The sequence below is a fragment of the Aquimarina megaterium XH134 genome (genome assembly GCF_000520975.1).
Lineage (GTDB): Bacteria > Bacteroidota > Bacteroidia > Flavobacteriales > Flavobacteriaceae > Aquimarina > Aquimarina megaterium.
In genome coordinates this window covers 1-25,551 of the sequence record NZ_JACB01000015.1, presented here as the reverse complement: position 1 = coordinate 25,551, position 25,551 = coordinate 1, and the positions used below count along the sequence as shown (strand labels likewise).

26 protein-coding genes are annotated in these 25,551 nt (G+C 33.3%); 7 read left to right on the top strand and 19 right to left on the bottom strand.

What is annotated here, in order from left to right; genetic code table 11:
• Positions 1-650: 650 nt before the first annotated feature.
• The 3 genes from Z053_RS0110470 to Z053_RS0110460 form a co-directional block, all read right to left on the bottom strand.
• Positions 651-1,394, bottom strand: coding sequence for a LytR/AlgR family response regulator transcription factor (locus tag Z053_RS0110470; protein WP_025664965.1), 744 nt, complete (start codon positions 1,392-1,394; stop codon positions 651-653).
• 198 nt (positions 1,395-1,592) lie between these two features.
• Positions 1,593-3,221 (bottom strand): tetratricopeptide repeat-containing sensor histidine kinase, encoded by a 1,629-nt coding sequence (locus Z053_RS0110465; RefSeq protein ID WP_025664964.1) that lies wholly within the window; start codon positions 3,219-3,221, stop codon positions 1,593-1,595.
• Between the two features lie 100 nt (positions 3,222-3,321).
• Positions 3,322-3,816 (bottom strand): hypothetical protein, encoded by a 495-nt coding sequence (locus Z053_RS0110460; protein WP_025664963.1) that lies wholly within the window; start codon positions 3,814-3,816, stop codon positions 3,322-3,324.
• A 490-nt stretch (positions 3,817-4,306) separates the two neighbouring features.
• Here Z053_RS0110460 and Z053_RS0110455 point away from each other — a divergent pair, with 490 nt between their 5' ends.
• Both Z053_RS0110455 and Z053_RS0110450 read left to right on the top strand, forming a co-directional pair.
• Positions 4,307-4,684 (top strand): hypothetical protein, encoded by a 378-nt coding sequence (locus Z053_RS0110455; RefSeq protein WP_025664962.1) that lies wholly within the window; start codon positions 4,307-4,309, stop codon positions 4,682-4,684.
• 4 nt (positions 4,685-4,688) lie between these two features.
• Positions 4,689-5,684, top strand: a complete 996-nt coding sequence (locus Z053_RS0110450) for an FAD:protein FMN transferase (RefSeq protein ID WP_025664961.1) — start codon at positions 4,689-4,691, stop codon at positions 5,682-5,684.
• A 3-nt stretch (positions 5,685-5,687) separates the two neighbouring features.
• Here Z053_RS0110450 and Z053_RS0110445 read toward each other — a convergent pair whose 3' ends face one another.
• The 4 genes from Z053_RS0110445 to Z053_RS0110430 all read right to left on the bottom strand — a co-directional run bounded on the left by Z053_RS0110445 (position 5,688) and on the right by Z053_RS0110430 (position 8,494).
• On the bottom strand, positions 5,688-6,455 hold the full coding sequence (locus Z053_RS0110445; RefSeq protein ID WP_025664960.1) for a class I SAM-dependent methyltransferase: 768 nt from the start codon (positions 6,453-6,455) through the stop codon (positions 5,688-5,690).
• 47 nt (positions 6,456-6,502) lie between these two features.
• Entirely contained in the window at positions 6,503-7,321 is an 819-nt protein-coding gene (gene map, locus Z053_RS0110440) for a type I methionyl aminopeptidase (RefSeq protein ID WP_025664959.1), read from the bottom strand.
• 115 nt (positions 7,322-7,436) lie between these two features.
• Positions 7,437-7,898, bottom strand: coding sequence for a RidA family protein (locus Z053_RS0110435; RefSeq protein WP_025664958.1), 462 nt, complete (start codon positions 7,896-7,898; stop codon positions 7,437-7,439).
• A gap of 8 nt (positions 7,899-7,906) precedes the next feature.
• Complete coding sequence (locus Z053_RS0110430; RefSeq protein ID WP_025664957.1) at positions 7,907-8,494, bottom strand: thioredoxin family protein; 588 nt, start codon at positions 8,492-8,494, stop codon at positions 7,907-7,909.
• A gap of 165 nt (positions 8,495-8,659) precedes the next feature.
• Here Z053_RS0110430 and Z053_RS0110425 point away from each other — a divergent pair, with 165 nt between their 5' ends.
• Both Z053_RS0110425 and Z053_RS31070 read left to right on the top strand, forming a co-directional pair.
• Positions 8,660-9,511: a hypothetical protein gene (locus Z053_RS0110425; protein WP_035095815.1), complete on the top strand. Its 852-nt coding sequence runs from the start codon at positions 8,660-8,662 to the stop codon at positions 9,509-9,511.
• A gap of 146 nt (positions 9,512-9,657) precedes the next feature.
• On the top strand, positions 9,658-9,852 hold the full coding sequence (locus tag Z053_RS31070; RefSeq protein ID WP_152538288.1) for a hypothetical protein: 195 nt from the start codon (positions 9,658-9,660) through the stop codon (positions 9,850-9,852).
• Positions 9,853-9,918: 66 nt separating this feature from the next.
• Here the strand turns inward: Z053_RS31070 and Z053_RS0110420 are convergent, their stop codons facing one another.
• The 3 genes from Z053_RS0110420 to gpmI all read right to left on the bottom strand — a co-directional run bounded on the left by Z053_RS0110420 (position 9,919) and on the right by gpmI (position 13,347).
• The gene (locus tag Z053_RS0110420; protein ID WP_025664955.1) at positions 9,919-11,013 is read right to left on the bottom strand and encodes a FecR family protein; all 1,095 of its coding nucleotides are present in this window, start codon (positions 11,011-11,013) and stop codon (positions 9,919-9,921) included.
• Between the two features lie 25 nt (positions 11,014-11,038).
• Positions 11,039-11,605 (bottom strand): RNA polymerase sigma factor, encoded by a 567-nt coding sequence (locus tag Z053_RS0110415; RefSeq protein WP_025664954.1) that lies wholly within the window; start codon positions 11,603-11,605, stop codon positions 11,039-11,041.
• A 224-nt stretch (positions 11,606-11,829) separates the two neighbouring features.
• Positions 11,830-13,347, bottom strand: coding sequence for a 2,3-bisphosphoglycerate-independent phosphoglycerate mutase (gene gpmI, locus Z053_RS0110410; protein ID WP_025664953.1), 1,518 nt, complete (start codon positions 13,345-13,347; stop codon positions 11,830-11,832).
• A gap of 314 nt (positions 13,348-13,661) precedes the next feature.
• On the opposite strand from gpmI, the gene Z053_RS0110405 reads away from it, so the two are divergent.
• Both Z053_RS0110405 and Z053_RS0110400 read left to right on the top strand, forming a co-directional pair.
• Entirely contained in the window at positions 13,662-14,045 is a 384-nt protein-coding gene (locus Z053_RS0110405; protein ID WP_025664952.1) for an ankyrin repeat domain-containing protein, read from the top strand.
• Between the two features lie 215 nt (positions 14,046-14,260).
• Entirely contained in the window at positions 14,261-14,641 is a 381-nt protein-coding gene (locus Z053_RS0110400) for an ankyrin repeat domain-containing protein (protein ID WP_025664951.1), read from the top strand.
• Between the two features lie 43 nt (positions 14,642-14,684).
• Here the strand turns inward: Z053_RS0110400 and Z053_RS0110395 are convergent, their stop codons facing one another.
• From Z053_RS0110395 to Z053_RS0110380, 4 genes are all read right to left on the bottom strand, one after another.
• Positions 14,685-15,455, bottom strand: coding sequence for a M48 family metalloprotease (locus Z053_RS0110395; RefSeq protein WP_025664950.1), 771 nt, complete (start codon positions 15,453-15,455; stop codon positions 14,685-14,687).
• Positions 15,456-15,619: 164 nt separating this feature from the next.
• Positions 15,620-16,096, bottom strand: a complete 477-nt coding sequence (locus Z053_RS0110390) for a CAP domain-containing protein (protein ID WP_025664949.1) — start codon at positions 16,094-16,096, stop codon at positions 15,620-15,622.
• Between the two features lie 199 nt (positions 16,097-16,295).
• Positions 16,296-17,021: a M15 family metallopeptidase gene (locus Z053_RS0110385; protein WP_025664948.1), complete on the bottom strand. Its 726-nt coding sequence runs from the start codon at positions 17,019-17,021 to the stop codon at positions 16,296-16,298.
• A gap of 34 nt (positions 17,022-17,055) precedes the next feature.
• On the bottom strand, positions 17,056-17,640 hold the full coding sequence (locus Z053_RS0110380) for a ClpP family protease (protein ID WP_256525686.1): 585 nt from the start codon (positions 17,638-17,640) through the stop codon (positions 17,056-17,058).
• A 118-nt stretch (positions 17,641-17,758) separates the two neighbouring features.
• On the opposite strand from Z053_RS0110380, the gene Z053_RS0110375 reads away from it, so the two are divergent.
• Positions 17,759-18,184: a GNAT family N-acetyltransferase gene (locus Z053_RS0110375; protein WP_025664946.1), complete on the top strand. Its 426-nt coding sequence runs from the start codon at positions 17,759-17,761 to the stop codon at positions 18,182-18,184.
• Positions 18,185-18,221: 37 nt separating this feature from the next.
• Here Z053_RS0110375 and Z053_RS0110370 read toward each other — a convergent pair whose 3' ends face one another.
• The 5 genes from Z053_RS0110370 to Z053_RS31475 form a co-directional block, all read right to left on the bottom strand.
• On the bottom strand, positions 18,222-19,613 hold the full coding sequence (locus Z053_RS0110370; protein ID WP_025664945.1) for a hypothetical protein: 1,392 nt from the start codon (positions 19,611-19,613) through the stop codon (positions 18,222-18,224).
• Between the two features lie 186 nt (positions 19,614-19,799).
• Positions 19,800-20,945: a gliding motility-associated C-terminal domain-containing protein gene (locus tag Z053_RS0110365; RefSeq protein ID WP_035095812.1), complete on the bottom strand. Its 1,146-nt coding sequence runs from the start codon at positions 20,943-20,945 to the stop codon at positions 19,800-19,802.
• 517 nt (positions 20,946-21,462) lie between these two features.
• Positions 21,463-24,297, bottom strand: a complete 2,835-nt coding sequence (locus Z053_RS0110360; RefSeq protein ID WP_081748248.1) for a Calx-beta domain-containing protein — start codon at positions 24,295-24,297, stop codon at positions 21,463-21,465.
• Positions 24,298-24,312: 15 nt separating this feature from the next.
• A complete protein-coding gene (locus tag Z053_RS0110355; protein WP_025664942.1) occupies positions 24,313-24,975 on the bottom strand; it encodes a hypothetical protein in 663 nt (220 codons plus the stop codon).
• A 27-nt stretch (positions 24,976-25,002) separates the two neighbouring features.
• The coding region (locus Z053_RS31475) for a hypothetical protein (RefSeq protein WP_035095810.1) at positions 25,003-25,551 on the bottom strand (549 nt) is incomplete at its 5' end.

The following is a 25,551-nucleotide window of genomic DNA, read 5'->3' as shown; positions in this document are numbered from 1 at the left end:
TATATTTGATGCTGAAGTTTTTATTAGACCTCACAGGTTTTTAAAACCTGTGAGGTCTTGAAGATACTTAATGATATGAATATTGAAGTAAGAGTAATTATTGGGATTACGTACTTAAAAAATTGCTCTTTTTGCTCTATACCTCAAAATAAGATGTAACTGCAGGCTACACTTAATATCTAATCGAGCTTAGTACAAGCTTTTGTTTTTTGTTTAAAATAAAAAATGCTATTGTTCTTACGAGCACATTCAAATTAGAAATAGTATTATACCCAATATGGATACACTTATGCTTTAGTTTTTAACGCTTATGACATTACTTTTAAGAGGTAGTGTAAATCTGATTAATTTTACCATAGAAATGATAATAAAACCAGATTCGATAACCAATTAAAAGCGTGCGAAGAAGGAAGTAGTAGTGTGAGAATGAATTATTAAGATTGGATTTACGATTATAGCATGAATAGAATTTGTGTTTAGTCAAATAAAATTAAAACGTTCATACATTTAGTTTTTATAGAAAATATGCTGCTTCTGTTGAGGGTGAAATGGGGGTTTGCCGTTACGGCAGGAGCAGCCATATTTACCAAAGGTATAATGTGCTTGTTTTACTTGGTGCTAATAGTATATATCTTAACAATACAATGTATTTAGTTTAATATATCGTTATCCTTTATAAATAAAGCTTTATAGCGTTCGCTAAATGGGATTTTGGCATCGTTCTCTAATATGATAAGATTGTCTTCGAAGTAGATTTCTTTAATTTTTTTAATATTGACCAAAAAATTACGATGCACTTGCGTAAAATCTGGGTTTGATAATAGCTCTTTTACTTTTATTAAGGACAGCTTAATCAAAAAATTACCTTCTTTACTTATCAGATTACAATATTTTTCTTTTACCTCAATATAATGAATAGATTCTATAGCTAATTTCATAACACTTTTATTCTTTTTTACAAAAATATAAGTAGGGCTCAGTACTGCATTTTCTGAGTTAAAACTTAAAGTATTAGATTGTTTATAGTGCTTTTCGATAGCAAGCTCTATAGAAAAAAGAAGTTCTAAGGTGTTATATGGTTTAAGTAAATAAGTTGCTGGTTGTGTGAGTTTAGCCAGGTCAAAAAAATGTTTACTCTGCGTACTGGTCAAAAATAAAAAAGGGATGTTAAGCTGTTGCTCATTAATCTGTTGTGCCAAAACAATACCATCTGGTTTCCCGTCTATCATAATATCCAAAATGATCATGTCAAAGAAATGATCTTGTATTTTTCTTTCGGCATCTTGTATCGTTGAAGCTCTCGTCACTTCAAAATTATTATTACTCAAAAATTCTGAAATTTCTTTAGCTTCTTCGTCTTCGTCTTCTAATACTAATAATCTTAATGTTTTCATCTGTTCTTTTTTATTGTTTTTTAATTGTCAGATGGAATTCGCTATTGAATATCTAGGTTGATATTAATTCAATTGTTATAGCTTATTTCACACGTCTAAATTTTAGTACTTACTAATGCTCATTTCATCTATATACATTTCACAAACCACATTGGTAATGGTTTTGGTGCATTAAGTACCTATTACAGGCTTTTATAACTAATCAATTCCTTTTGGTAATACAATCTTAATGGTTGTCCCTTTACCGGGCTCACTATCAAATAGTATTTGTCCATTGTTTTTTTTGATAAGTGTATGGCATAATAGCAACCCAAGACCTACGCCCTTAGACCGATCAATTTTATCGGTGGTAATGTCATGTAATGAGTTGATTTTTGCTAAAATCTCTGGTGGAATACCAGCACCCGTATCTTTAATCTCAATATAACATTTATCTGCAGCATGATTACCAGAGGTTATCGTGATTTTTCCTTCGTTTTTGGTATATTTAATAGCATTATCAAGAATATTACGAAGCACAATTTTTAGAGATTCTTTATCAACCATAACCAAAATAGAGGCATCTAATGTGGTTTTGAGTACAATGTCTTTGGTTGTTGCCAAATACTCATAATCACTTATAACATGTTCAAGAATGGGTTTTAAAGGATATGTTTCAGGTTCAAAAAATAATTGTTCACTTTGCTCTAATGACCAGTGCAGTACATTGTTTAATAAATGACTGGTAGACTCTGTTAAGGTAATTGCGGTATCCGCAGTTTTTTTGATTCCCAATAAATCTTTTTCGGCTATGTGATCCAGCAATTTTTCATGTTGTCGTTTTAGCGCGTTAACAGGAGATCGTAAATCATGTGAGACTACAGAAAAGAGATAATCCTTGGTTGTGTTTGCGATATCCAATTGTTCTTTCTGTTCTGTAATCAGTTTCTTTTTACCCATTAACAATTTGTAAAAATACCCTAGAATACCAATAAACAAGAGTAAGAGGGAACTTCCTATAATCAGACCGTTACGTTGCGTTTTTTGTCGTTTTATCTTTTCATCCTGCAACCGTATTTCCTGCTCCTTTTGTGCAATGGCAAGTTGCTTGTCTTTTTCGGTAAGCTCCCAGATTTTATCCCTATTCCAGATAGAATCTTTCCATTTCCCATATTCTATATAGTAAGCGACACTTTCTTGATACCGTTTTCTGTTTTTTTCTACCACCGCCATGTTTTTGGCTGTATCCTGTTTGAGTTTGATATCATGAAATAAAATAGCCAGTCGGTATGCTTCTTCAAATAGCGCGATGGCTTCCTCATCTCTATATTGACTATAATAGGCATTGGCAAGATCCATTTTGACTCTAATAATATGGGTGGTATCCTCTTCTTTAATTAAGGCTAATTCTTTGGAGAAATAAAGCTTTGTATTCGCATACTCTTTTTTATGTAGGTAAGAAATACCTAAATTGTGGTAAGCAACTTTTAAAAAAATGTCATTTTTACCATCATTATCATGATTTAGCCATTTTTTGTAATGATATATGCATTTATCATAATTTTCTAACCCCAAATAAATTCGTCCAAGTTTATGATCTTTCAGTCCTGAAAATTTAAAATGTTCAGAAATACTATTCATGTTCTGGAGCGCTTTGGTGTACAGTTTTTTGTGAATTGCACTTACTCCTTGTATATAATAAAGGATGTCCCGTTGCTCCCGATATTTAATTGTTTCTAATGCTCTACCTGCATAGATATAAGAAGAATCCCGTTTACGACTACGATGAAACTCTACTGCTTTACAAAAATCGGTAACTTTATCCTTTTCTTTGCAGTAGTGATCCATATGATCATAAAACAAGCCTATTTGGCCAGTTTTTTGAGATTGACAATATGTACTAGTATAGCCAAAGAGTATACACCATATAATAAACCATTTAAACATTTTATTCTTCAGCTGTTGCAGGAGAAGTCACTGTACCCCTATCGGTCTCGGGATCTAGGTTTTTATCATGTACTACAATAGCTTCTACACTCTGTGTTCTCAGCGACGCAATTTTATAATCTATCTGAATATGGTACATATCAAATTCTGAAGGGATAGGATCTGTAGAATCATATACAATATTAAAATCACGTGATACGACTAAACCACTTTCGGTATCTATAGTGGTTTTTACATCTGTAACTCCATTATAATTAAAAAATATGGTTTTTTCTTCATTTAAAAACAAACCACTACTGGTGTTTTTTAAAGGATCTAGTTTAACGGGTAAAAATGAAATGATATTAACAATATAATGTCTTTCTCCTTTGGGATTGGCATATATATTAGCTAAAGATTGTTGTGGGACTTCTGCCAGGGGAATAGGTTGGGCATTTATTTTATTACAAAAATTAATTACGAAATCTAATCCGGCCAAAGTAATTTTATTTTCCATAGGGTATGTTTATAAGGTTATTACGTTAAAAAGGTTAAGAATTTTAATACACTAAAAAGATAATTCTACAGACGTTTTCAGGACTATCAAATTATCACATTAAACATACAATAATTTCTCTGAATGCGTAAAATAATGGCTATATTTTATACTATTATTTACAATATATACAGTAGGTAAATGATATAAATATGTCTGTTCGAGTGATTTTTCGCAATGATAATGGAGAAAAACAGTACTTCGACAGGCTAAGCAGAACTATCGAGAACCGGTTTTAAAAGTGAAAATGTAAAATACTAAAGTAAAAAAAAATGAAGCCGGAATGAATGCTGAATATCGAGTAACGAATACAAAATGTAGAAGCAGTTTTGTTTCTTTTTTACGGTTGAGGTAAGCAAAGAAAGGTTAACAGGAGGGGTGAATTAAGACTACAAATTTACTCGTTGTATAATTCAGAATTATATTTCCAAAATAATATCTTTGCAACGCTATGACCAGAATACTTACTAAACAAGAATTACATAACCTTGCAATGAATATTGTAGGTGAAGAATTAGAAAAAAAAGGCTTCGAATTTATTGCTATTAATAGCACTTTGGGAAAACATCCTCAGTTTGTGTGTATTGATAAATCTAATCAAAGATATTTTGTACTTGTTAAAGCAGTTTCGTATCCAGATAACCCTCATAATTATGATATGATCTGGATGGAGTCGTTTAAAAAACACGCTATAGAACAAGAAGCAAAAGTGTTCTATGCAGGTGTTGGGTTACAAAATTCTGAAAACCCAAATAAACCGGTACTTTTAAACGAAGAATATATTTTGGAATATGCAGGACTACAAACCATTGAAACTCATCTGAACTAAAATTATGATTCGAAAAATAGGGATAGTTGTATTAATAGGGATATTTTTCTCATGCAAAAAGGAATCTAAGTTACACCTTAATTATACGAATGGAAAAGCTTTTGGAACCACGTTTTCGGTTCAGTTTATAGATGATCAAGAGTATGATTTTTCAAAATCATATGATAGTTTGATAAATGTGATCAACAAATCAATGTCTACTTATAGTAAGGATTCTGATATATCGAGAATAAACTCTGGCAATACTACTGTAGTGATAGATGAACATTTTGTAAAAGTGTTTGATGCTTCTAAAAGGATACATAAAGAAACAAATGGAGCTTTTGATCCTACAATTGGGATTTTGGTAAATGCATGGGATTTTGGACCAGAAGGAAAAATAGCCTCTTTAGATAGTCTTAAAATAGATAGTTTATTGCTCTCGGTTGGTTTACACAAAGTAATACTGAAAGAGAATAAAATTGTAAAAAATGATCCTAAAACATATATCGATTTTAATGCATTGGCAAAAGGATATGGAGTAGATGTTTTTGCTGAATTTTTTGAAAGCAAGGGGTTTAAGAATTACCTGGTTGAGATAGGAGGGGAGATTAGAGGTAAAGGAAGTAATGTAATTAAACAAAAACCATGGAGAATAGGGGTAGAAGATCCTAACTTTGATGACACACAATCCTATAGTAAAGTAATTTCATTACACGATGAAGCTATGGCGACTTCTGGCGGATATAGAAAGTATAAAATTGATGAAAATGGAGAGCGATATATTCATATTTTGAATGCTAAAACGGGATACCCATTAAAATCAAATCTTCTAGCAGTTTCTATTATTGCCAATACCTGTATGGAAGCAGATGCATATGCGACTGCATTAATGTCGATGGGATTAGAAGGTTCAAAAAAATTCTTAGAAACGCATCAAGAACTCAAAGCATTCTTTATTTATGAAGATCAAAATAAAGAATTAAAAACACTAACTATAAATGGTTTTCCTGAAAAGTAAGTATTAAGGCTTATAACAAACAGGAAGGATTTCTCCAGGAGCAAGACAGTATTTTGTTACACATTCTTTTGATAAAATATTAGTGTAATCTACCTCGTCAACTTTAAAACCAATAGCTCTTAATTTTTCGAAATAATCTCGACCATAAACTCTTACATGATCATATTGACCAAATATTCTGGCGCGTTCTTGTGGATCTGTAATGCTATCATCCTCAAAGGTTGTGTCTCTATTTAGATCCTGAGGAATTTGAAGAATGGCCATTCCACCTGGTTTTAAAACTCTTAAAATTTCTTGCATTGCTGCAGTGTCATCACGGATATGTTCTAAAACATGATTACAAAAAATAATGTCATATTCACTATCTGCAAAGGGTAAATTACAAATATCTGCTTTTACGTCTGCTAACGGGGAGTTAAGATCAGTAGTCGTATAATCAAGATGTTTTAAATTTCTAAATCTTTTATAAAAAGCCTGCTCTGGAGCGAAATGTAATACTTTTGCAGGAGTAGTAAAAAATTCGGTTTCATGAGTTAGAAATAACCAAAGTAACCTATGACGTTCTAATGATAAAGTCGAAGGAGATAGCACATTGTCTCTTTGTGTGCCATATCCGTAAGGCAAAAAACGAGAAAAACTTTTACCATCAATTGGATCGGTATAAGTATTCCCTCGTAACCATAATGATAGTACGGGACGCACCATATAACTCAACCGAATCAATAGTGGTCTGGGGATGGTATTAAGTATGAATTTAAATAGTTTTTTCATTTTGAAAAGCTACACAAAGCAGACTTTGAGTACTTAAAGAATACATACTATACAGTCAATACTTCTTGTCTAAAGGCATCTTCTTCATTAGACTCAATGCCTAATGCCTGATAGATATATTTAAAGGTCGAGAGAATTTCAGGCTTTCCGTCGATTATAGCTACGTCATGCTCAAAATGAGCACTTGGTTTCCCGTCTGCCGTAAGAATAGTCCAACCATCTTGTAGTTGTTTGATACGATGTGTTCCCATATTTGTCATAGGTTCTATAGCAACGACCATACCTTCGATAAACTTTTTCCCCTTACCGCGACGTCCATAATTAGGCATCTCGGGATCTTCATGCATTTTTCTACCCAAACCATGACCTACTAATTCTCTAACTACACCATAACCGGCTTCTTCGGTAAACTTCTGGATTGCATATCCAACATCACCTACTCGTTTTCCAACTTTAAACTCGGCAATCCCAACGTATAGCGATTCTTTAGTAATACGAAGTAAGCGTTCTACTTCTTTTGATACTTCACCTACAGGAAATGTATATGCATGATCTCCATAAAAATCATTTTTAATAGCACCACAATCAATAGATATAATATCACCTTCTTCTAATGGATTGTTATTCGGGATCCCATGAACCACTTGAGCATTAGGACTCATGCATAAGGTATTTGGGAAATCGTACAATCCCAAAAAACCAGGAATTGCACCATGATCTCTAATAAATTCTTCTGCAAGTTTATCCAACTGTAGCGTAGTTACCCCAGGTTTAACTTCAGAGGCTAACATCCCTAATGTCTTAGATACAATTAATGCACTTTCTCGCATTAATTCTATTTCTTCACGTGTTTTAGTAATAATCATATGTAAACAATTCCTTGATAAAAGAAGGCAAATTTACAAAGAATAATGCTTGTTCTGTTCAACAGCACCCTCTATTTTGATATTTCACTTTTTTACGCTATTGGTTAGAGTACTTTTAAGTGGTTTTTAATGTAAATGAAGTAGTTAGGCCTACACAAAAATTTCGAGGTAACTTATCCACTCCAAAAATTGCTCTTGTGTGTGTACCTTTTTCTTCTAGTATCTTAATAAATAGATCTGAAGCGCCATTTACTACAATAGGAGAATCGTCCCAATGAGCACCCGACTGAAAGTAAGCATCAATATGATTGAGCCCTTCAATAGCATCAAAGCCAATTTTTTTATCTATTTGGGCAAGAACATTAAGAGCACATAATTTCATAGCTTCATATCCTTGATCCGTTGTTACGGTATCTCCTAATCTGCCTTGATATAAGTATTCACCATTTTGAATAGGAAATTGAATAGCTACATAGGCAATATTACCTCTTATATTTACAGATACATAAGACCCTCCCGGAACAGATATTTCAGGTAATTGGAGTCCAAGTGTGTTTAATTTCTCTTTTGGTGTCATCGAATTATTTAATCTTCGTAAGAATGTTTATAAGGTTGTTCAGAAACAATTGCCAATATGTCTTTTTCGAGGGTTTCTCTTGCAAATTCTACATAACGCCCTATTTCTTCTCCGTTTTCATAAAAGATAAAAGTTGGCACTCGCATAATGTCTAAATCTTTTTCAAAACCTTCGGGAGTATCTTTAGATTTTGTTACTGTTATTAATTCCAGATTTTTATAACTAAAATTAGAAGCGTCCAGTATTTTATAAAATGTGGAAGTTTCTCTTTTACTGTCACTACACCAAGTGCCCATAAAAGCTTTAATCGTAATACTTTTTAGGTATGGAGATAATTTCTCTACAGTTCTGGTATCGACAGTATAATTTTTGTAATTAGCATTAAACCAATTTCCATATGGCTCTTGCTCTAATGCTTTTCGATCTTGTTTGCCGACTAAAAAATCTGATTTAGAGCTATTTTTCTTTTCAGTTGAAACTTGCTGTTGATTACTTTTCATTAGTTCTGCATTAGAATTTTTATCATTTGTAACAGTAGAAGTACTTCCGCAAGAAAAAAGAAAACCGGTAATAGCTAAAAAAAATATTTTTTTCATTTTGATCCACAATTGTTTGCTCTGCCAATTTATATAAATTCTAATGCTTGATCCAATGATTTGATACTAGTTTAACAAATAATGAAGTATCGACGCAGCGTTTTTATTTTTCTGGGGTTTAATAGATAGAAAACAAAGATAATATTCACTTAAAAAAAGAAAACCATGAAAAAATTATTGATTTGTGCCCTGATTTTTGGCCTAGTAGTGAGTTGTACTAAAAATGATGTTGATGATAGTGTTTCTGAACAAAATAATAAAGAAACATTCGAATTGAGTAAAACTGTGAACTTGGCTATGGATGATTTTGGAAAAATTTCGGAACAGGCTTCTTTAGATCTTAAAAATTCCTCTAAAAATAGTAAAGGTACCTGTTTCTCTATTGAATTATTAATTCCTTATCAGGAAAAACCTATTCTGGGTTTTTCAGAATATGATCATTACAGTAAATTGATTTTTAATGATGCAGGAGACCAATGTCAATTTGACGATTGGACAGGTAGTTTAGAATACTATGTAGCCGAGGATTTACCATCTAGATTTAAGGATTCTGCAGTGTTTAAAAATGTGCAATACGATCGGGGATATATTTTTGATGGGTATAGAGTAGCTCAAAAAAATGAAGAACAAAGCACCGATGATATTCCGGTATTTGATGTAAAAATAGATGGAGTTATTACAGCTCCTGATGGAGAAACATATCAGTATACAACCAATAGAAATTTTTCTTTTCAAAACCGTTTTACAAAAGAAGAGGTTATTACTTTAAAAGAATCTTCGTCATTAGAAAATCTAAAAAAACCATTCTTTATAAAAACAAAATCTGTTGATGGATCTCCAATAGTATATAAAGCAGCATGTTTTGAAGGATTAGATTTTTATAAATATCCTGTGCAGGGGTCACAAGACTATTCTAGTAATTTTGGAGTTAATTTTAATATTAATTTTGGCGACGGAACCTGTGATCGTGAGGTTATACTTACTTCAATAGAAGGGACGATAACTTTTGATCTATAAATAATAGATTAAGTTTAAAAAAACCGGCCTATAAAACATTTTATAGGCCGGTTTTTTAATATACAAATAATGTATTTATAACCCGTTGTGCATTTAGAAATTAATAACATAAAAAAGCGTCAATTCGAATGGTTTTTCGAAATAGAATGAAGAAAAATTGTACTTCGGCAAGCTCTGTAGAACTATCGAGAATAGCTTTTTTAATTCAAAATTCTTGTCATCCTGAGTATATCGAAGGGTTCAATACACTTCTTCCTTTGATCGAAGCACTCGAATTGACGAATTTCGAATTAAAAAACCTCAAATGCACAACGGGTTGTATTTATAGTAAGAAGTACTAAAAGAATCAGATGTGTTAAAATATCTTTTTAGAGTTTACAAAGAAAATATTTGCGCTATACAAATTTTTAATTTGCACAATTACCTTCTCCTATAAGTATAAAAATCTCACCTTCCTTTTCTATTCTTACGTTGAATTTCTTAGCTAATTCACTCAATACTTTTTCGGTAGTTGCATTGCTAAAAGATCCCGTATATTTACAATCGAGTAGAGGACTGCGTTTTAATCTAATTTTGGCATCGAAGTTTTCACCCAAATCACTTATAATTTGGTTCACGCTAATGTTTTGATAATGTAAAACACCAGTTTTCCAGGCAAATTGATTTGGAGATCTTTTAAGAAGCATAATTCCTTGGGGGGTGATACTAAAACTTTGCCCCGAAATTACATTTTGTTTTTTACCAGTTGTTCGATGAATTATTTCTGCAGAACCTTCAATAAGCGTTATATAATCGGCATCTTTTTCTACAGATATTGCAAAAGAATTTCCGCTAACCCGAACATTACAATAGTTTCCGTGTATCACGAATGGTTTTGATTCATTTTTCTGTATTGAAAAGAATAGAGTACCAACAAGATCAACTCTTCTATAGCTTTGTATCGAAGTATTAAAATTAACTTTGCTATTTTTTCTCATTACCATCGTACTCGAATCGGGAAGCTTAATATACTTGGTGCTTTTTGTTGAAGCATATTTTTCTGAAGCAATATAGGATACCCCAATAAATCCTTTTTCGTTACTTTCTTCGTCTGGTTCTAAAATGGTAGAGTCTATAGAAAAAGTTTCTGTTTTAGAAGTTTTTACAGGCTTACTTTCTGTATTCGATTCTACAGGTTTGACTTCAATAATTTTTGGTTGCTCTTCTATTTGAATTGTTGTTTGAACATTTTTTGGTTCGACAGAATCAATGTTTTCTTGGTGTGATGGAGTGATTTCGGTATTTTTAGAAGTAGTGTCATTCATTACGTAATACAGAATGAATATAGCGCAAAGTAATACGGCAATAACAGTTATTTCATACCAAGGTATATAATTGCGTTTAACCTTTTCTTCCTGTACTGCATTGTATATGTCATCAAACCTATCCTTCGATGGTATAATCGAATCACTTTTAAATTTTGCTTGTAAAAGCGGTTTTAAAAGGTCTTTATCATCTTTCATTTGTTACTCATTTAGGTTTTAAACGTTAAAACTTTACAACTCCATTATTCCTCATACGCTCTAATAGCTTCTTTCTTGCTCTGGTATAGTTAGATCTTGATGTACTTTCTTTAATATTAAGCATTTCTCCTATTTCTTTATGAGAATATCCTTCTATGGCATAGAGGTTTAGAACATAGCGATACTGTTCGGGTAAATCACTAATAAAGATTCGTAGCCTTTCTATTGATATTTCCTTAGATAGATAGTCTTTTTCGGGCTCTTCTAGTTCTTGTACCTCATTTTTGTTAATGAAATCTTCATGATCTATATGAATCGTTTTTTTCATTTTATGCCAATGATCAATGGCACAATTCACAACAATTCTTTCAATCCAACTCCCTAGCGTTCCTTTATGACGGTATTTTTGAATACCTTTAAATACTTTGATAAAAGCTTCTTGTACAATGTCTTCTGCGTCAGATTGATTTACACAATAGCGAAGACCCACCGCAATCATTCGCGGTGCAAAAGTATTGTATATTTTTTCCATGGCATCCCGATTACCCTTTTTACAGGCTTTTACTAGTCTGTCTTGTTCTTTTTTATTCATGAATAAGGGTTAGTGCTTAACTCATATAATGTATAACCAAGAATATTGGGTTTCGCTGCGTACTAATTCTACTTTTTTTATTTACATAAAAACATATAATCTATGTTAAGGTAACAAAAGAATTTTGAAAAATAAAAAGACAGAAAAACACAAGTCGCATAAAAACACTCTTTTATGCGACTTGCTTCAAAAAAAGAAATTATTTTATAGTATCCTTTTGAATGCTATTTTAGTAATGAATCTTGTGTCATAGCCTTAGGTTTTTCTATTCCCATAAGATCAAGAATGGTTGGAGCAATATCTCCTAAAACTCCATCATTTATTTGTATCTGCTCATTATCGATTAAGATAAAAGGAACGGGATTAGTTGTGTGGGCTGTATGTGGTGTGCCATCTGGGTTAATCATAGTTTCGCAATTACCATGATCTGCAATCAGAATGGTAGCGTATTGATTATCTAGAGCGGTAGTTACTATATCTTTTACACATTGATCTACAGCTTCACAAGCTTTAATAGCAGCTTCCATTACTCCTGTATGCCCTACCATATCACCATTTGCAAAGTTTAAACATACAAAATTAACATCGCCTTTTTGTAGTTCTGGTACCAAAGCATCTCTTAATTCAAAAGCACTCATTTCGGGTTTAAGATCATATGTTGCTACCTTTGGAGAATTTCTTAATATTCTGGATTCTCCTTCAAAAGGTTCTTCTTGTCCTCCAGAAAAAAAGAAGGTAACGTGGGGATATTTTTCTGTTTCAGCAATCCTAATTTGAGTTTTACCGGCTTTAGAAATGATTTCTCCAAGAGTTTCGGTAATATTATCTTTATTATAAATAACATTAATACCTTCAAAGTTTTCATCATAGTTGGTCATTGTAACATAATGTAAAGAAAGCTTGTGGGTATTATACTCGTGCATATCTTTTTGAGAAAGCATTTCGGTTAACTCTCTACCTCGATCTGTTCTGAAATTAAAGAAAATTACAACATCGTCATCGTTTACGGTAGCGACCGAAACTCCATTTTCTTGAAGTATAATTGGTTTGATAAATTCGTCGGTAATGTCGTTGTCGTAACTATTCTGAATACTGTCGAGGGCATCAGTGCTAGGTTCTCCAATACCATTTACCAAAAGATCATAGGCTAATTTAACACGCTCCCATCTTTTATCTCTATCCATAGCATAATATCTTCCTACAATAGAGGCTAGTTTACCTGTAGTTTTAGACATATAATCCTGAATATTTTTGATGTGAGTTTTACCAGACTTCGGATCTACATCACGACCATCGGTAAATGCATGAAGGAAAACATTTTTTAATTCATAAGAGTGAGCTGCGTCAAGTAATCCTTTAATATGATCGATATGAGAGTGAACTCCACCATCACTTACCAGACCCAGCAAATGAACATTTTTATTTTCTTCTTTGGCATAGCGAAAAGCATCCAGAAGAACAGATTCTTCTTTTAAGGTGTTGTTTTTAACTGCCATATTGATTTTGGCCAAATCCTGATATACAATTCTACCAGCCCCAAGGTTCATATGACCAACCTCACTGTTTCCCATTTGCCCATCTGGCAAACCTACATGAAGTCCGTCTGTACGTAAAGAAGCATTAGGGTAGTGAGTGTATAAACTATCGATATACGGAGTGTTTGCATGATCAATTGCAGATACTTTAGGATCCGGTGATGTTCCCCATCCATCCAGGATCATCAGGATTACTTTTTTGTTCATAATGTATTCTTAATTAAGGTTTTTGGTTGGTTATTTTTTGAGTCTAAAATCTCAAAAAAATGAAATAAGAAACAAAGTTACAACTTCGGCTACAAGCACACAAAAAGCTTATGTTATTCCTATATGATTTATACCTTTTTGTAATATTAACTGACACGTAGTTTTTGTGAAATTATTAACGAATTTGTGTAGGGAAGGTTAAAAGTAAGTTATTCTTAAAATTATGCAGTTTTTTATGAGAATAATGTAATTCATTTGCACCATCAAATTTTGGCATTGCACAAATCAATAATGAACTTATAAAGATAAAAAAAATGAAAAAGCTATCAATTTTAGTAATGTGTATGACGGTTGGTCTGGTTTTAGCAAACGATCCCGTGAAAAACCTTAACGCATATAAGGTTGCAAAAACAGAAATTATTAATGTATCTCCTTTTTGCATTTCAATCGCTAAAGGCGATTATGAAATGGTAAAGAAAATGGTCGAATTAGGGAGTGAAGTAAATAAGTTTTCAGAAGGTATGACACCTCTTATGTATGCTGCTCGATATAACCGATTAGAGATCATTAAGCTTTTGGTTGCTAATGGAGCAAAAATCAATATTAAAAATGCGAAAGGTTATAATGCAATGAAATATGCAGAATTATCTGGAGCCAAAGAAGCTGTAGCCTTGTTATTAGAGCTTAAGAAAAAGTAATTACTCAGAATTAGTTTTTAAACCAATATAAACCCCGTCTATCATTTTTATAATGGTAGGCGGGTTTATTGTATAGAAACGAATCGTTTTTATCAAAATATTTTGTTATAAGAAAGTTAAAATCCTGTTATTTGGCAAAAGGAGATGTAACATGATACCGATTCTAAGGTCGTACTGTATATAAGTCAATCAAATAAACTTAAAATCAATTCATCATGAAAAAAACAGTTTTAGCAACCTTATTGGTTATGTGTATTACTTCTGTAAGTTTAGCTACAGAAACAAATGTGACTACTGCTAGTCATAATTACGATCTTACGACATATAAGACAAGTCCGTTTTGTATGGCAATTGTAAAAGGAGATTTAGAGACTGTAAAAAAACTAATTGAATTCGGCAGTGATGTTAATCAAAAATCTGACGGAATGACACCACTTATGTATGCTGCACGATATAACCGTGCAGATATTATTAAACTGCTTGTGAAAAATGGAGCAAATATCAAAGCTAAAGATAGCAAAGGCTATACAGCAATGAAATTTGCAAAGCAATCTAATGCTAAGGACGCAATAGCTCTTTTAGAGAAATTGTCATAAGTATAGAAGCCATTGCTTGTTGATATGAACAGGCAATGGTTTTTTATTGTACACTGCTATATTCTCGTATTGCCTCTTTGATTTTTTCTATACGATTTTCAGGATCGGGGTGGGAGCTTTGAAATTCGGGAACACGGTTAGGCCCGGCAGCAGCTTTTAGAATTTTCATTACGCCAATCATTTCTTCGGGATTATAACCCGAATTAATCATAAACAAAACGCCTAGCTTATCACTTTCTAATTCATCACCACGGCCATTTTTTAATAAAACATTTTGTCCGATACCATTTACGATTCCACCAGCATCTGCACCAACTGAAGCTCCGGTAGATATCGTTTTCCAGAATTCATGCTCTGCTATTCTTTCTGCAGAATGTCTTCCTAATACATGACCGATTTCATGGCCCAATACACCGGCAACCTGGTCTTCGTTTTGTAATTTGGATAATAAAGCATAGGTTATAAATATTTGCCCTCCTGGTAATGCAAAAGCATTAATGGTATTAGGATCGGCTAATAAATGAAATTCATATTTGTAAGGGGTTTGTTTTGCCATACTCGAATTGACTAATTTGTTTCCAACCATATCGATATAACTTTGCAATTTTTGATCAGGGTATAATCCTCCATGTTGTTGGGCCATTTCAGGAGCACTTTGTAGTCCAATTGCGATTTCCTGATCACTTGTCATATTAATATTTTGTACTCTATCGGTATATGGGTTTAGCGTTTTATTATTACATTTTTTAAAAAATGCAAAAGCTATAATTGCTAAACCTATTAATATTCTGATTTTTAAGCCGCCACGTCTCATTATAAATTAAATTTTAATATCATAAAGCTTAAAGTTAATAAATATAAAAGTTGCTTACTAATAAAATGTAAAAACACTTCTTAGTAAGCAACTACTAGAGGTACCGTTTCCTAATTTTAAGAAACAAGATTAGTGCTAACCTTGCATAGTTGAGTTTGCAGAGTTTAGCGGTAAAATATTTGTGTATAGTAGTATCTGCCACTTCCATCTTTTATTGCGGCAATACCAGTATGGGTATAATTACCCTCAATGTTTTTTCTATGTCCTTCACTATCAATCCATCCGGCTACAACACTTTGGGCATCGGGATAAAAACTAGCTACATTTTCTGCCATTCCTGTGGCATTTTCCTTTTCTCGTAAAGTGTCAAATTTAGTATCGAAATTATCATGATTGATATCACCTTTAGAAATCATATATCGTGTATGATCGGCAGCTAGTTGCTCGGCGGTTGTATTTTTTGCCAATGCCTCTAGTCCTTTAGTTTGTCGGTATTCATTTACCAATTTTAATATTTCGTCTGTAATCGAAACCTCACTTGGAGTTTCTGTAATGGTATTATCATCATCATCCTTAGAACAGGAAAAAGCAGTGCATAAAAGCACAAAAACACAAAAGTATTTAATTAAAGAAGTTTTCATTAGTATGGGGTCTTTATTTTAATAGATAACTAAAATAGTATAATTTTAGTATATAGAACTTATTTTGATTTTTTTGATTCAATCGAAAAAGAAGATTTTTTTATGCTGTGTAGCATTGTTGCAGAATAATAAAAGGTAATTTTGAATATAAAGAGACATTTTTATAGGGGGTATAAAAATTAATATGAGTTTTATGAAGCTACAATAATTCGGGGTTAATATCTGATATATTCTCTGCAATATATTGTGTTATAAAATCTTCTGAGAAAAAGCTACTACCAAGCAGTTTTGCCTTTTTTAACTCTTCGGCAATGTCGAGTTTTTGATATGATTTTAACATAGGAATAGAAAGTGGGGCATACGAATAGTGCCAGGGTTCGTATTTAAAACCTTTTCTGTTTTCTTTATCTGTATATACAAGGTAGAAACCAAAAGAGTTTGCATGTTTATCCATCCATTCTTTAAACTTGCAAAACGGACCATCGCCTTCAAAATTTTTGGCAAGAAGTAACCCTTTGGGTTGTGGAGCATTACCATCTACAATATCTAAATCGGTACCCCAATGATGTCTTGAGGTACCAGGAATAGTAGAATATTCTATAATCTTTTGTATTGCTTTAATTGGGGTTAAACCTTCTTTTGTAAACTTTTTGTATTTACGTTCCCAGATTCGATTTTGGTGCGCATAGTTTCTATAGCTGGATACAACTTTTATTTTAAATCCACTTTTTAATGCTTCAGTCTTCATTTTAAGAAAAGCTTCATAAGCATCTTTTCGAAGCTTATATCCATCACCAAAAAGTGACGGATTACTTTTTCCCATAAGATCATCTTTAGAGAATTCTGACAAAAGCATAGAAAATGATGATAATGAAACTCCAATCATTCCCAGGGCACTAATACCAATAAAATCTCTTCTTACCATAGGGATCTGATTATAATTATATCATTTTGGATCATTATTCCAGAATTCCATCTATAATACCGTACTCTACTGATTCTTGAGCATCCATCCAATAATCACGATTAAAATCCTTCAATACTTTCTCAACATCTTGTCCGCAGTTATCAGCAAGGATTTGAGCACTTAATTCTTTAGTCTTAAGAATTTCTGCAGCCTGGATTTCTATGTTAGAAGCTTGCCCTCTGGCTCCACCACTTGGTTGATGAATCATCACTTTTGCATGAGGTTGTATAAACCTTCGACCTTTTTCACCAACACTTAGAAGAATTGATCCCATAGAAGCAGCTAATCCTGTGCAAATCGTAGAAACCGGACTTTTTAAACTTTTTATAGTATCATACATTGCAAACCCTGATGTAACATATCCTCCAGGACTATTAATATATAATTTGATTTCTTTGTCGCTTATCATATCCAGATACATGAGTCTGTCGATTACATGTTTAGCCGACTTGTCATCTACCTGTCCCCAAAGAAATACACTACGTTCCTCCAGAAATTTTTTGTCGATCAGATCTTGTGTTTTTCCTGATTTTTCTTTCATCTTTATATTTTTTGTTCTTTTTAACTTGTTTGTAATACTAAAAAGGATGCTATACAAAGCCAATAAAACAATAGAATTGGTATATTCTTTCTTTTTTAAGAATTCTTTACATCTTTGAGATAAATGTATAATTATTTTTGCAGAAAAACATCATATGGATTTAGCATTTCACAAAATTTTAAAAGAGGACTTTGATATTATTTTACCATTACTTCAGAAATTAATGAATAATCAATTTTCTGATGCTGTTTTAACAGAACGGTTTAGTGAAATGTTTGAGCAAAATTATGAATGTTGGGGAGTGTATTTGGATGAAAAGCTAATAGGGTTTTTTGGGTTATGGTTTATGACACGTCATTATGTTGGGAGATCATGCGAACCAGATCACGTATATATTGATGAAAAGAATAGAGGCAAAGGAATAGGGAAGAAAGTATTTAACTGGATTTATGAATATGCAAAGAGTAGGGGGTGTGAGGCTTCTGAATTAAATAGTTATGTGGTAAACTATCCTTCGCATAAATTCTACCTTAATGAAGGATATGAAATATGGGCACATCATTTTGTGAAAAAGTTATAGAATTTTGATGAAAATGCTTTTGTGTAACCTACAATTATTATCGGGGGCCAATAGCTATAAAGGAAAAATATGAATCTTCAAATGTATAGGAGTCATTGTCAATTGTGCTAATGGTACACTGGGTTGTTGATATCTGAGATATATTTAAAATATTATCATCAAGAACTCCTGTAACATCTCCTGGAGTTGCTGTTAAACTTGGAGTTCCTGTAAAAGCTGTAGTGAAATTAATAGTATATCTTCCTGTACCGATTTTGGTAATAGTAAAACCAGTTCCCTGGGCAATACTACCATTTGCATTTACATTTCCTCTCATCATTCGCAAAGTTTCTTCTCCTTCTACTGTGTTAGAAGAAGATGATGCATTTGGGCTTATTTGCTGCCAATTAGTGCCATCACTTTTTATCCATAACACAGATTCATTTGTAATAATGGCTTGGTTTGAATTGGTAAGATCACGATACGTACTAATAGTTCTGTTGGCATTAGTACTATTTTTTAGAATGTAGATTCTGCCTTCACAAGTATTGGCATTTGGTAGTGTTATGCTGTGGGCTCCTGTAATGTGTATAGTATGATGATTCTCGGTTAATGTAAGATTTCCGGTAGTGCTGATTATCGAAGTCGAAAAAGACCCTTCCAGTTGTAAAGTAGAGTTTGCAACATTAAATCCTGTGCTAGGATCATCATATCCAGTATCTACAGCAACTTCTTGCGGGTTTAAATTAATACCAAATCTTGTGGTTGCATCGGCAGTATTGTTGCTTCCTTGTACTCTAAAAAACTCTCGATGAAATTGACCACGTCTATAATCGTATCGTTTAAATACAATAGGTTCATTACCATCATCACCAATGATAAATTCTAATTTCCCATCATTTGCAGGTCCTGCAGAGCCTATTTCAAACAGGTCTGTTCCTCCAGTACTTCCTTTTAGTCTAAAACTTCCATTTGTCGTTGTAAAGAACATTGGTTTATAAAAAGAAGCACCTGCAGCTGTAAATTGTAATGCAGATGTAGTGCCATCCCCGTTGATATTAACCAAAGGTTGATCATCATCTGTGTAATCAGGAAAAGCTTGTGTTAATCCTAAAGTTTGTCTTCTTCCAAACTGTAATAAAGGTAAATTGTTAGATCGAATTTCCATTTTTACATCATCGATATGACCCAAAAAAGATGTGGCGGGCAAGCCTGTATTACCATCTACTAACCAATTATCATTAGTAGTTGCTACCCAATTTGTGCCATCAAAAACAAAGATTTTACTTTCTTCCAGGTTGTATAGGATTGATCCTGTAGCTGCTGCAGTTACACCATTCATTTCTGCATTTGTAGCAGCAGTTGGAAGACCCATAACAGAAAACTCATCGATCTGAGAAAAAATAACTCCTGGTAGAATTAGTAAAATAATAAGTAATGTTTTCTTCATTTAATACTAATTTTTTAATTAGTAAAATACCTCTAAAAATGACTTTTATAACCTGAAGTTAACTATTTATTATTTTATAAGGTTCCTGAATTTACATTTTTTAGGAGTAAGACTTTTTTATTCGATAGAAATGATAGTGTATTAATATTAATGATCTAGAACATCATGATTTTTTAGATCATTATTCTAAACATTGATGTAAAGATATCCAGCACGATCTTTTTGACCTTCAATTTTCAGGATGTAATAATAAGTACCTACAGGTAATTGTTCATCCTGGGCAATTGTTGCTCTACCTTCAGAGTAACCTCCCCATGAATTATCGTATCCTTTTTTACGGTATACTTCAACTCCCCATCTGTTATAGATTATTAGTTCGTTGTTTGAAAATTGCTCAATCCCCTGAATGATAAAAGTATCATTAACTCCGTCACCATTAGGAGAAACTGCAGTAAATATCTCTAGATCACCATCTAAAATGATATCAGAAGAACCAAACGTAAGAACAACATAGTTATCAGGGATCATTAGTTCTGAAGTGATTTCTCCGCTATTTAAATCCCCAGAAGCAGTAAAGTTTCCTAAGCTTACCCACTGTTGTAAATTTCTATCCCACCCTACAACTCTAAGATCTTCTAATTCATCAACAAGAGTAGGTATATTACTATTGTCATCCCAGGTAAGAGTTACTCTGGTTTCTACATCTCCATCAAGATCCCAAAATTCAAAAGAGCTAACACCAAATAATACATTACTGAAATTATCGGTATTAAAACTAGTAGAGAAAAAATTAGGAGAGTTTGGGTTTTCAAAGAAATATGCACCGCGTGCTGTATTTACAGCTGCTTGGTTTTCGATACGCATAGGACGTAATCTAAAATCATCTCCAATAGGGAAAGTAAAATCTAATACTCCGGTAATAGAAGAATATCCATCTACATATCGATCATCATTTTCACCTAAATAAGGAGCATCATTTATATAATCTAAAGAAACATTACGTCTATCTCTGGGAGTTTGTACCCTTCCGTTTATAAATTCCTGAAAGTTTGTTACACCAACAGCAACATCCAACAGCAGATCATCTACAACATCAATTTCCATATTATGAAAAATAGGACGGTTATCACCAGATACATTAAGATTACCTGTAGGATTGTAAAACCCTACAAGACCTAAATTTTGGTCGAACGTACCATCATTAATTAAATCAGTGTGGAAACCAACTTCTCCTTGATCGTGAATTTGAATATTCCCATAGTTATGAAAAGCTTGTTGGGCTATAGTCACCTGGGCCAGAAAGCATACGATAATAAAAATTATTCTATCCATAGTTATATTGGGGTAATACTGTTTTACGGTTTAACAGTAAATATGTTATGGCAAATATATTCTTTTTTAGCAAAATACACTACTTTTTCACGATAAAATGCAATTATTTATCGGTGAAATGCATTTTTGGTTCGATTAAAGGTGTGGTTTTGTTGAAAAGTTACATATTCGTAAAAAATAAACATTTTGACAAAGCAAACATAAGAAAATAAATTGACGTAGAAATTTTGCTGAATTAATACGAATACCATTAATACGATGTGAATTATATGGTATTTGTTATAATTTTTTGATGTTTTGCTTTGAGGTTGATAATGAATTTGATTTTTTTCTTTGGGGGTATTTAAGTGGTAATTTTAAAAATCAGTATATAATCATTAAAAAGGCAATGGGGTGTTTTTTTCATAAAGATTTGACAAATATGTGTTTAACAATCATTAGGATTATGTATTAAGATAAATCAAATACGGGGTAATAAATACATTTAACCTAATTTTAAATATTTTTTATAAAATTGCTAATTTGGATTTACTCTATATGTAATTCTCCTATTAGTTATTACTGTTTTAACAATGACATTAAGTGTTCCTGTAGTTGTGCCTGCTAAAGGAATATTCTGATCATTCGAAATATCACCAGACGATACAGTATTGTCAAAGGTTCCTACCGCGGTCCCTGTTACATCAAAAGTAAAAGTACAAGAATTACCTGCCAGTAGACTTACTCCTGAAATAGAAAAATTATCAGAACCAGGTACAGAGGTTATGGTTCCACCACAGGATGAGGTTCCATCTGGTGAAGTTGATATTGCCATTCCTGAGGGTAAATTATCTATAAGTGACAAATTTGTAAGATCTACTCCGGTAGCAGGATTTTCTATAGTTATAGTTACTGTTGATTCCTCACCATAGCCAATTGTAGCAGGAGAAAAATCTTTACTTGCTACTGCAGGAAATGCAACTTCTGTAGAAAGAGCAAAAACTCCTCCCCAAATACCTTCGTTGGCACTTCCAAGGTCTACATTTAAAGTTGTAGCATTGTTAGGAACCAAACCAGTAGCGTCAAAAATATCAATATCCATTCCCCAGTTAAAACCTAAATTAGGGTTTCTTCCGCCAAGATCTACTCCAAATTTGGAGATTGTACTATTCAATGTATTGTTTGCTGGGTTTAAAACGTTAGAGAGGACTGTTCCATTTATAGATACAAAATCCCCTGCTAGATTTGCTTCACCATCAAAAGCAAAATATCCGGCATCCGTATCAAAAGCTCCTAGCGAAGGAGTTAGTAAACCAGTAACCGTAAAAGTGTCGTTGGCTCCAAATCCAAAAAAATCAAAGCCATCCCATATACTTACACTACGTGTAATATCTGAGGGATCTTCATAAATAATCACCATTGTCCATCCACCAAAAGGTCCAGTAAAGGCACTGCCTGTTATTAATGGAATATCTGCAACCGTATAGGTTCCTGACCCTGCTGTTTGTACAATTGAAGTTACATTTGCAAAAGACATAAATGTATTCCATCCCGCAAATGAGCCAGTTTCAATATTTGTTACACCAGCGTTAACTGTTGTGTATGTTCCTGCACCAGGTTCTCTAAACTGTACTTGCTGTAAATTCAAAGAAGGATCAGGGTTTGTTATTCCCCCGAAGGTAGAATTATACGAACCACCCCAATACAATCCAGCCCAAGCTACAGTTGCTCCTGCAGGTAAAGTGAAATTTGAACTACTAGAGTTTATGGTGGTACCATCAACACTAGCATACCCCATAACTACAGTAGGGTTATTAGATGTAGGAGTTCCTGGGCAATTTGCTGTACAAATAAGGTTAGTATTTCCAATCATATCAAAATTACCTCTGACATTAATCGTAATTCGTTCTTCATAAGGCCTTGTATTATCTATTTCAATATCGACAATGGTACCTACTCCTTGATCTGTAATATCAACCGAAGCATCACTTACGCCAGAAAAGTTAATAAAATAGATTTCATTTCCTTCTACAATAATATCGTCTAAAATAGTAACAATAATTGTTTCAGTATCTCCGCTAGTTCCGGAAAAATTCAATGTCCCACTATTTGCTGTATAATCATTCCCGGCCGTAGCTGTATTGTTGGCTGTTGTGAAATTTACAGAAAAAGGCCCTGTTGTATTAGGTCCTACGTGTGTAACGGTAAAAGTAGCTGTGCCAGCATTTTCATTAACCGAAATATCATCGATATTAATTGCTGCATCATTGTCCTCAATTGTAGCCTCTCCTTGGTTATCACTTATAGCAACAAGTGGATTACTTACTGTACCTAAGTTTACAAAAAAGTTATGATTTCCTTCAATATCCGTATCATCAATAATTGGTATTGTAATTTGTTGTGTCTCGTTAATATTTCCTGCAAAATTAATAGGAGAAGTAGTTGCTCCAACGGTTGTGTAATCGGCAGGATTAGTTGCAGAACCATTGGTAAGCGTGTAGGGTACAGAAAACCCTCCAGCTACATTAGCTCCTGATAAAGTGACCGTAAAAGTTGCAGTTCCATCACTTTCATTAACCGTTACATCATTTATTGCTATAGATGCATTATCATCATCATTAATTGTGATTTCTCCTTGACCATCAGTAATAGTAATAGAAGGATCACCAACTATAGTACCAAGATTTACAAAAAAACTTTCGGTAGCTTCTGCGAAGTTATCATTAATAATGGGTATTGGTATCGTTAAGGTTTGTGTTTCAGGACTTGTTCCCGAAAACCCTATAGTAGAGCTTGTTGTTGTGTAATCACCAGGTGCATTTGCAGAGTTATTAGCTGTGGTGTAAGCAACAGTAAAAGCTCCAGATGCATTTCCTCCAGAATGACTAACTGTAAGATCTGCAGTACCTGCATTTTCGTTAACAGAAATATTATTAATACTTAACTCTGCTATCGGTTGAACTACATCAAATGTAATGGTAGTATTTGCTCCAAAATTTCCAGGGAAATTCTGCAATATTTCGACTCCATCTACATATACTCTTACATACGAAGGTCCTCCTCCATAATTTTCCCATCCGTCACCAAAAGCATCTGTTATAAACAAACTGTACCCAGTACCGTAAGGGACATTAAAGCTTGCTGGGCTTGCAATATTATCAAAGGTGTTATCAGCAAAGGTTACAGCACCACATGTTGGATCACAAATAGTGCCAAGAGGTGCAGTTGCTGGATTCCTAAATGTAATTACATTTTCTTCAGAGAAATTATTCCAATCCACTTCAATAAGAACAGTTGCCTGGGCAATAGCATCTATGCTAGTCATAAAAACAAGCATTGATATGATAAGTGAAAATTGTTTAAAATAACTCATCTGTTTTTTTTAAGATTATTTAACAACAAATACTACATTGATTAACGTGTTAAAATCTGCAGGAGTATTAACAATACTATAGCTCATGTTTCCATTACTATCTATCGATATTGTTGTCGGATTTCCGAAAACACTCTGATCAGCAAAGGTCACATAGTAATATAATTCATTTCTTGCGTATGTTGGAATAGTAGGGGCGTTGGCAGCATCACTTGATGCTACAGGCGATCCGAACTGGTCAATGTATTCCTGATATAGATCAATAGGTGGTTTGGCACCTGTTGAAGAAGCATCTACTGAAATGGATGGCGGATAAAAAATCCTTGCTGCTTTAGAAGTGATAGGAGCAATGGCTTGTATTACTCCCTGAACTGTTGTTTCGTTGGTAATAGTTGTTGATCCGCTTTCATCAACATCGATAGGAGTTGCCAGGTTTACTTCAGAATCTAATTGATCATCAGTACTTCTTTGCCATCCTGTATTAGTAAATCGATAAATTTCCTGATCATCTAAATTAAAAACTACAGAACCGATACTAGGACCAATAATTGCATTTATTTCAGCTAAATCAGTAGCGGCAGGTAATCCCATTAGTGCACCAGCATCACCTGTACCAATCTGTGCAGATATACTTGCTGATAGAATAATTGATAAAGCTATAAGGGATAATTTTTTCATTATTTAACTTTTAAATGTATTCAAATCTTAGTTTGGTAGAGTAATAACGGTGAACATGAAGTCAAGGTCAATATCATCTCCTTGATTTGTGCCATTATCGCTATCTTTTATGTTTACAAAGAATCCACCAGTAGTTTGAGTATAATAAGTAATACCTGGGTCATCGTAATTTGCTCCTGTATTACCTGGGCAATCTCCTCCACAATCGGGGATAGTTAATTGAATGATATAATTAGTATTCGGTAATGCGGTAGTGAATGTCACTTGATAATCTCCTTCTGTTCCGCCTCCAGTACCATTGTTTGTAGTAACTTTAGTAATGGTGGCATTATAAATAGCTCCCGCATCAACAGTTCCATTTGCATTAACTTTTCCTGCTGCATATATTACAGGGATGTTTAAAAAAGCTCCACCATCAGTCCCGGCTGTAATTTGATTGTTTGCATCTGTACTTACAACACTTATATCAATTGTATTTCCACCACTTATAGAGACATTACCCGGGGTTCCATCAGTAGAAAGTGTTTGATCATCCGTTGCAGGGTCGCCTTGTGGTCCAGTAGCACCTGTATTTCC

Coding starts and splice junctions, on each gene's coding strand:
- Z053_RS0110455 (WP_025664962.1), top strand. CDS start 4,307: ATGACCAGAATACTTACTAAACAAGAATTACATAACCTTGCAATGAAT.
- Z053_RS0110425 (WP_035095815.1), top strand. CDS start 8,660: ATGAAAAAATTATTGATTTGTGCCCTGATTTTTGGCCTAGTAGTGAGT.
- Z053_RS0110415 (WP_025664954.1), bottom strand. CDS start 11,605: ATGAATAAAAAAGAACAAGACAGACTAGTAAAAGCCTGTAAAAAGGGT.
- Z053_RS0110465 (WP_025664964.1), bottom strand. CDS start 3,221: ATGGATCACTACTGCAAAGAAAAGGATAAAGTTACCGATTTTTGTAAA.
- Z053_RS0110405 (WP_025664952.1), top strand. CDS start 13,662: ATGAAAAAGCTATCAATTTTAGTAATGTGTATGACGGTTGGTCTGGTT.
- Z053_RS0110370 (WP_025664945.1), bottom strand. CDS start 19,613: ATGAAGAAAACATTACTTATTATTTTACTAATTCTACCAGGAGTTATT.
- Z053_RS31070 (WP_152538288.1), top strand. CDS start 9,658: ATGAAGAAAAATTGTACTTCGGCAAGCTCTGTAGAACTATCGAGAATA.
- Z053_RS0110385 (WP_025664948.1), bottom strand. CDS start 17,021: ATGGTAAGAAGAGATTTTATTGGTATTAGTGCCCTGGGAATGATTGGA.
- Z053_RS0110365 (WP_035095812.1), bottom strand. CDS start 20,945: ATGGATAGAATAATTTTTATTATCGTATGCTTTCTGGCCCAGGTGACT.
- Z053_RS0110450 (WP_025664961.1), top strand. CDS start 4,689: ATGATTCGAAAAATAGGGATAGTTGTATTAATAGGGATATTTTTCTCA.
- Z053_RS0110355 (WP_025664942.1), bottom strand. CDS start 24,975: ATGAAAAAATTATCCCTTATAGCTTTATCAATTATTCTATCAGCAAGT.
- Z053_RS0110390 (WP_025664949.1), bottom strand. CDS start 16,096: ATGAAAACTTCTTTAATTAAATACTTTTGTGTTTTTGTGCTTTTATGC.
- Z053_RS0110420 (WP_025664955.1), bottom strand. CDS start 11,013: ATGAAAGATGATAAAGACCTTTTAAAACCGCTTTTACAAGCAAAATTT.
- gpmI (WP_025664953.1), bottom strand. CDS start 13,347: ATGAACAAAAAAGTAATCCTGATGATCCTGGATGGATGGGGAACATCA.
- Z053_RS0110470 (WP_025664965.1), bottom strand. CDS start 1,394: ATGAAAACATTAAGATTATTAGTATTAGAAGACGAAGACGAAGAAGCT.
- Z053_RS0110400 (WP_025664951.1), top strand. CDS start 14,261: ATGAAAAAAACAGTTTTAGCAACCTTATTGGTTATGTGTATTACTTCT.
- Z053_RS0110435 (WP_025664958.1), bottom strand. CDS start 7,898: ATGACACCAAAAGAGAAATTAAACACACTTGGACTCCAATTACCTGAA.
- map (WP_025664959.1), bottom strand. CDS start 7,321: ATGATTATTACTAAAACACGTGAAGAAATAGAATTAATGCGAGAAAGT.
- Z053_RS0110445 (WP_025664960.1), bottom strand. CDS start 6,455: ATGAAAAAACTATTTAAATTCATACTTAATACCATCCCCAGACCACTA.
- Z053_RS0110430 (WP_025664957.1), bottom strand. CDS start 8,494: ATGAAAAAAATATTTTTTTTAGCTATTACCGGTTTTCTTTTTTCTTGC.
- Z053_RS0110460 (WP_025664963.1), bottom strand. CDS start 3,816: ATGGAAAATAAAATTACTTTGGCCGGATTAGATTTCGTAATTAATTTT.
- Z053_RS0110375 (WP_025664946.1), top strand. CDS start 17,759: ATGGATTTAGCATTTCACAAAATTTTAAAAGAGGACTTTGATATTATT.
- Z053_RS0110360 (WP_081748248.1), bottom strand. CDS start 24,297: ATGAGTTATTTTAAACAATTTTCACTTATCATATCAATGCTTGTTTTT.
- Z053_RS0110395 (WP_025664950.1), bottom strand. CDS start 15,455: ATGAGACGTGGCGGCTTAAAAATCAGAATATTAATAGGTTTAGCAATT.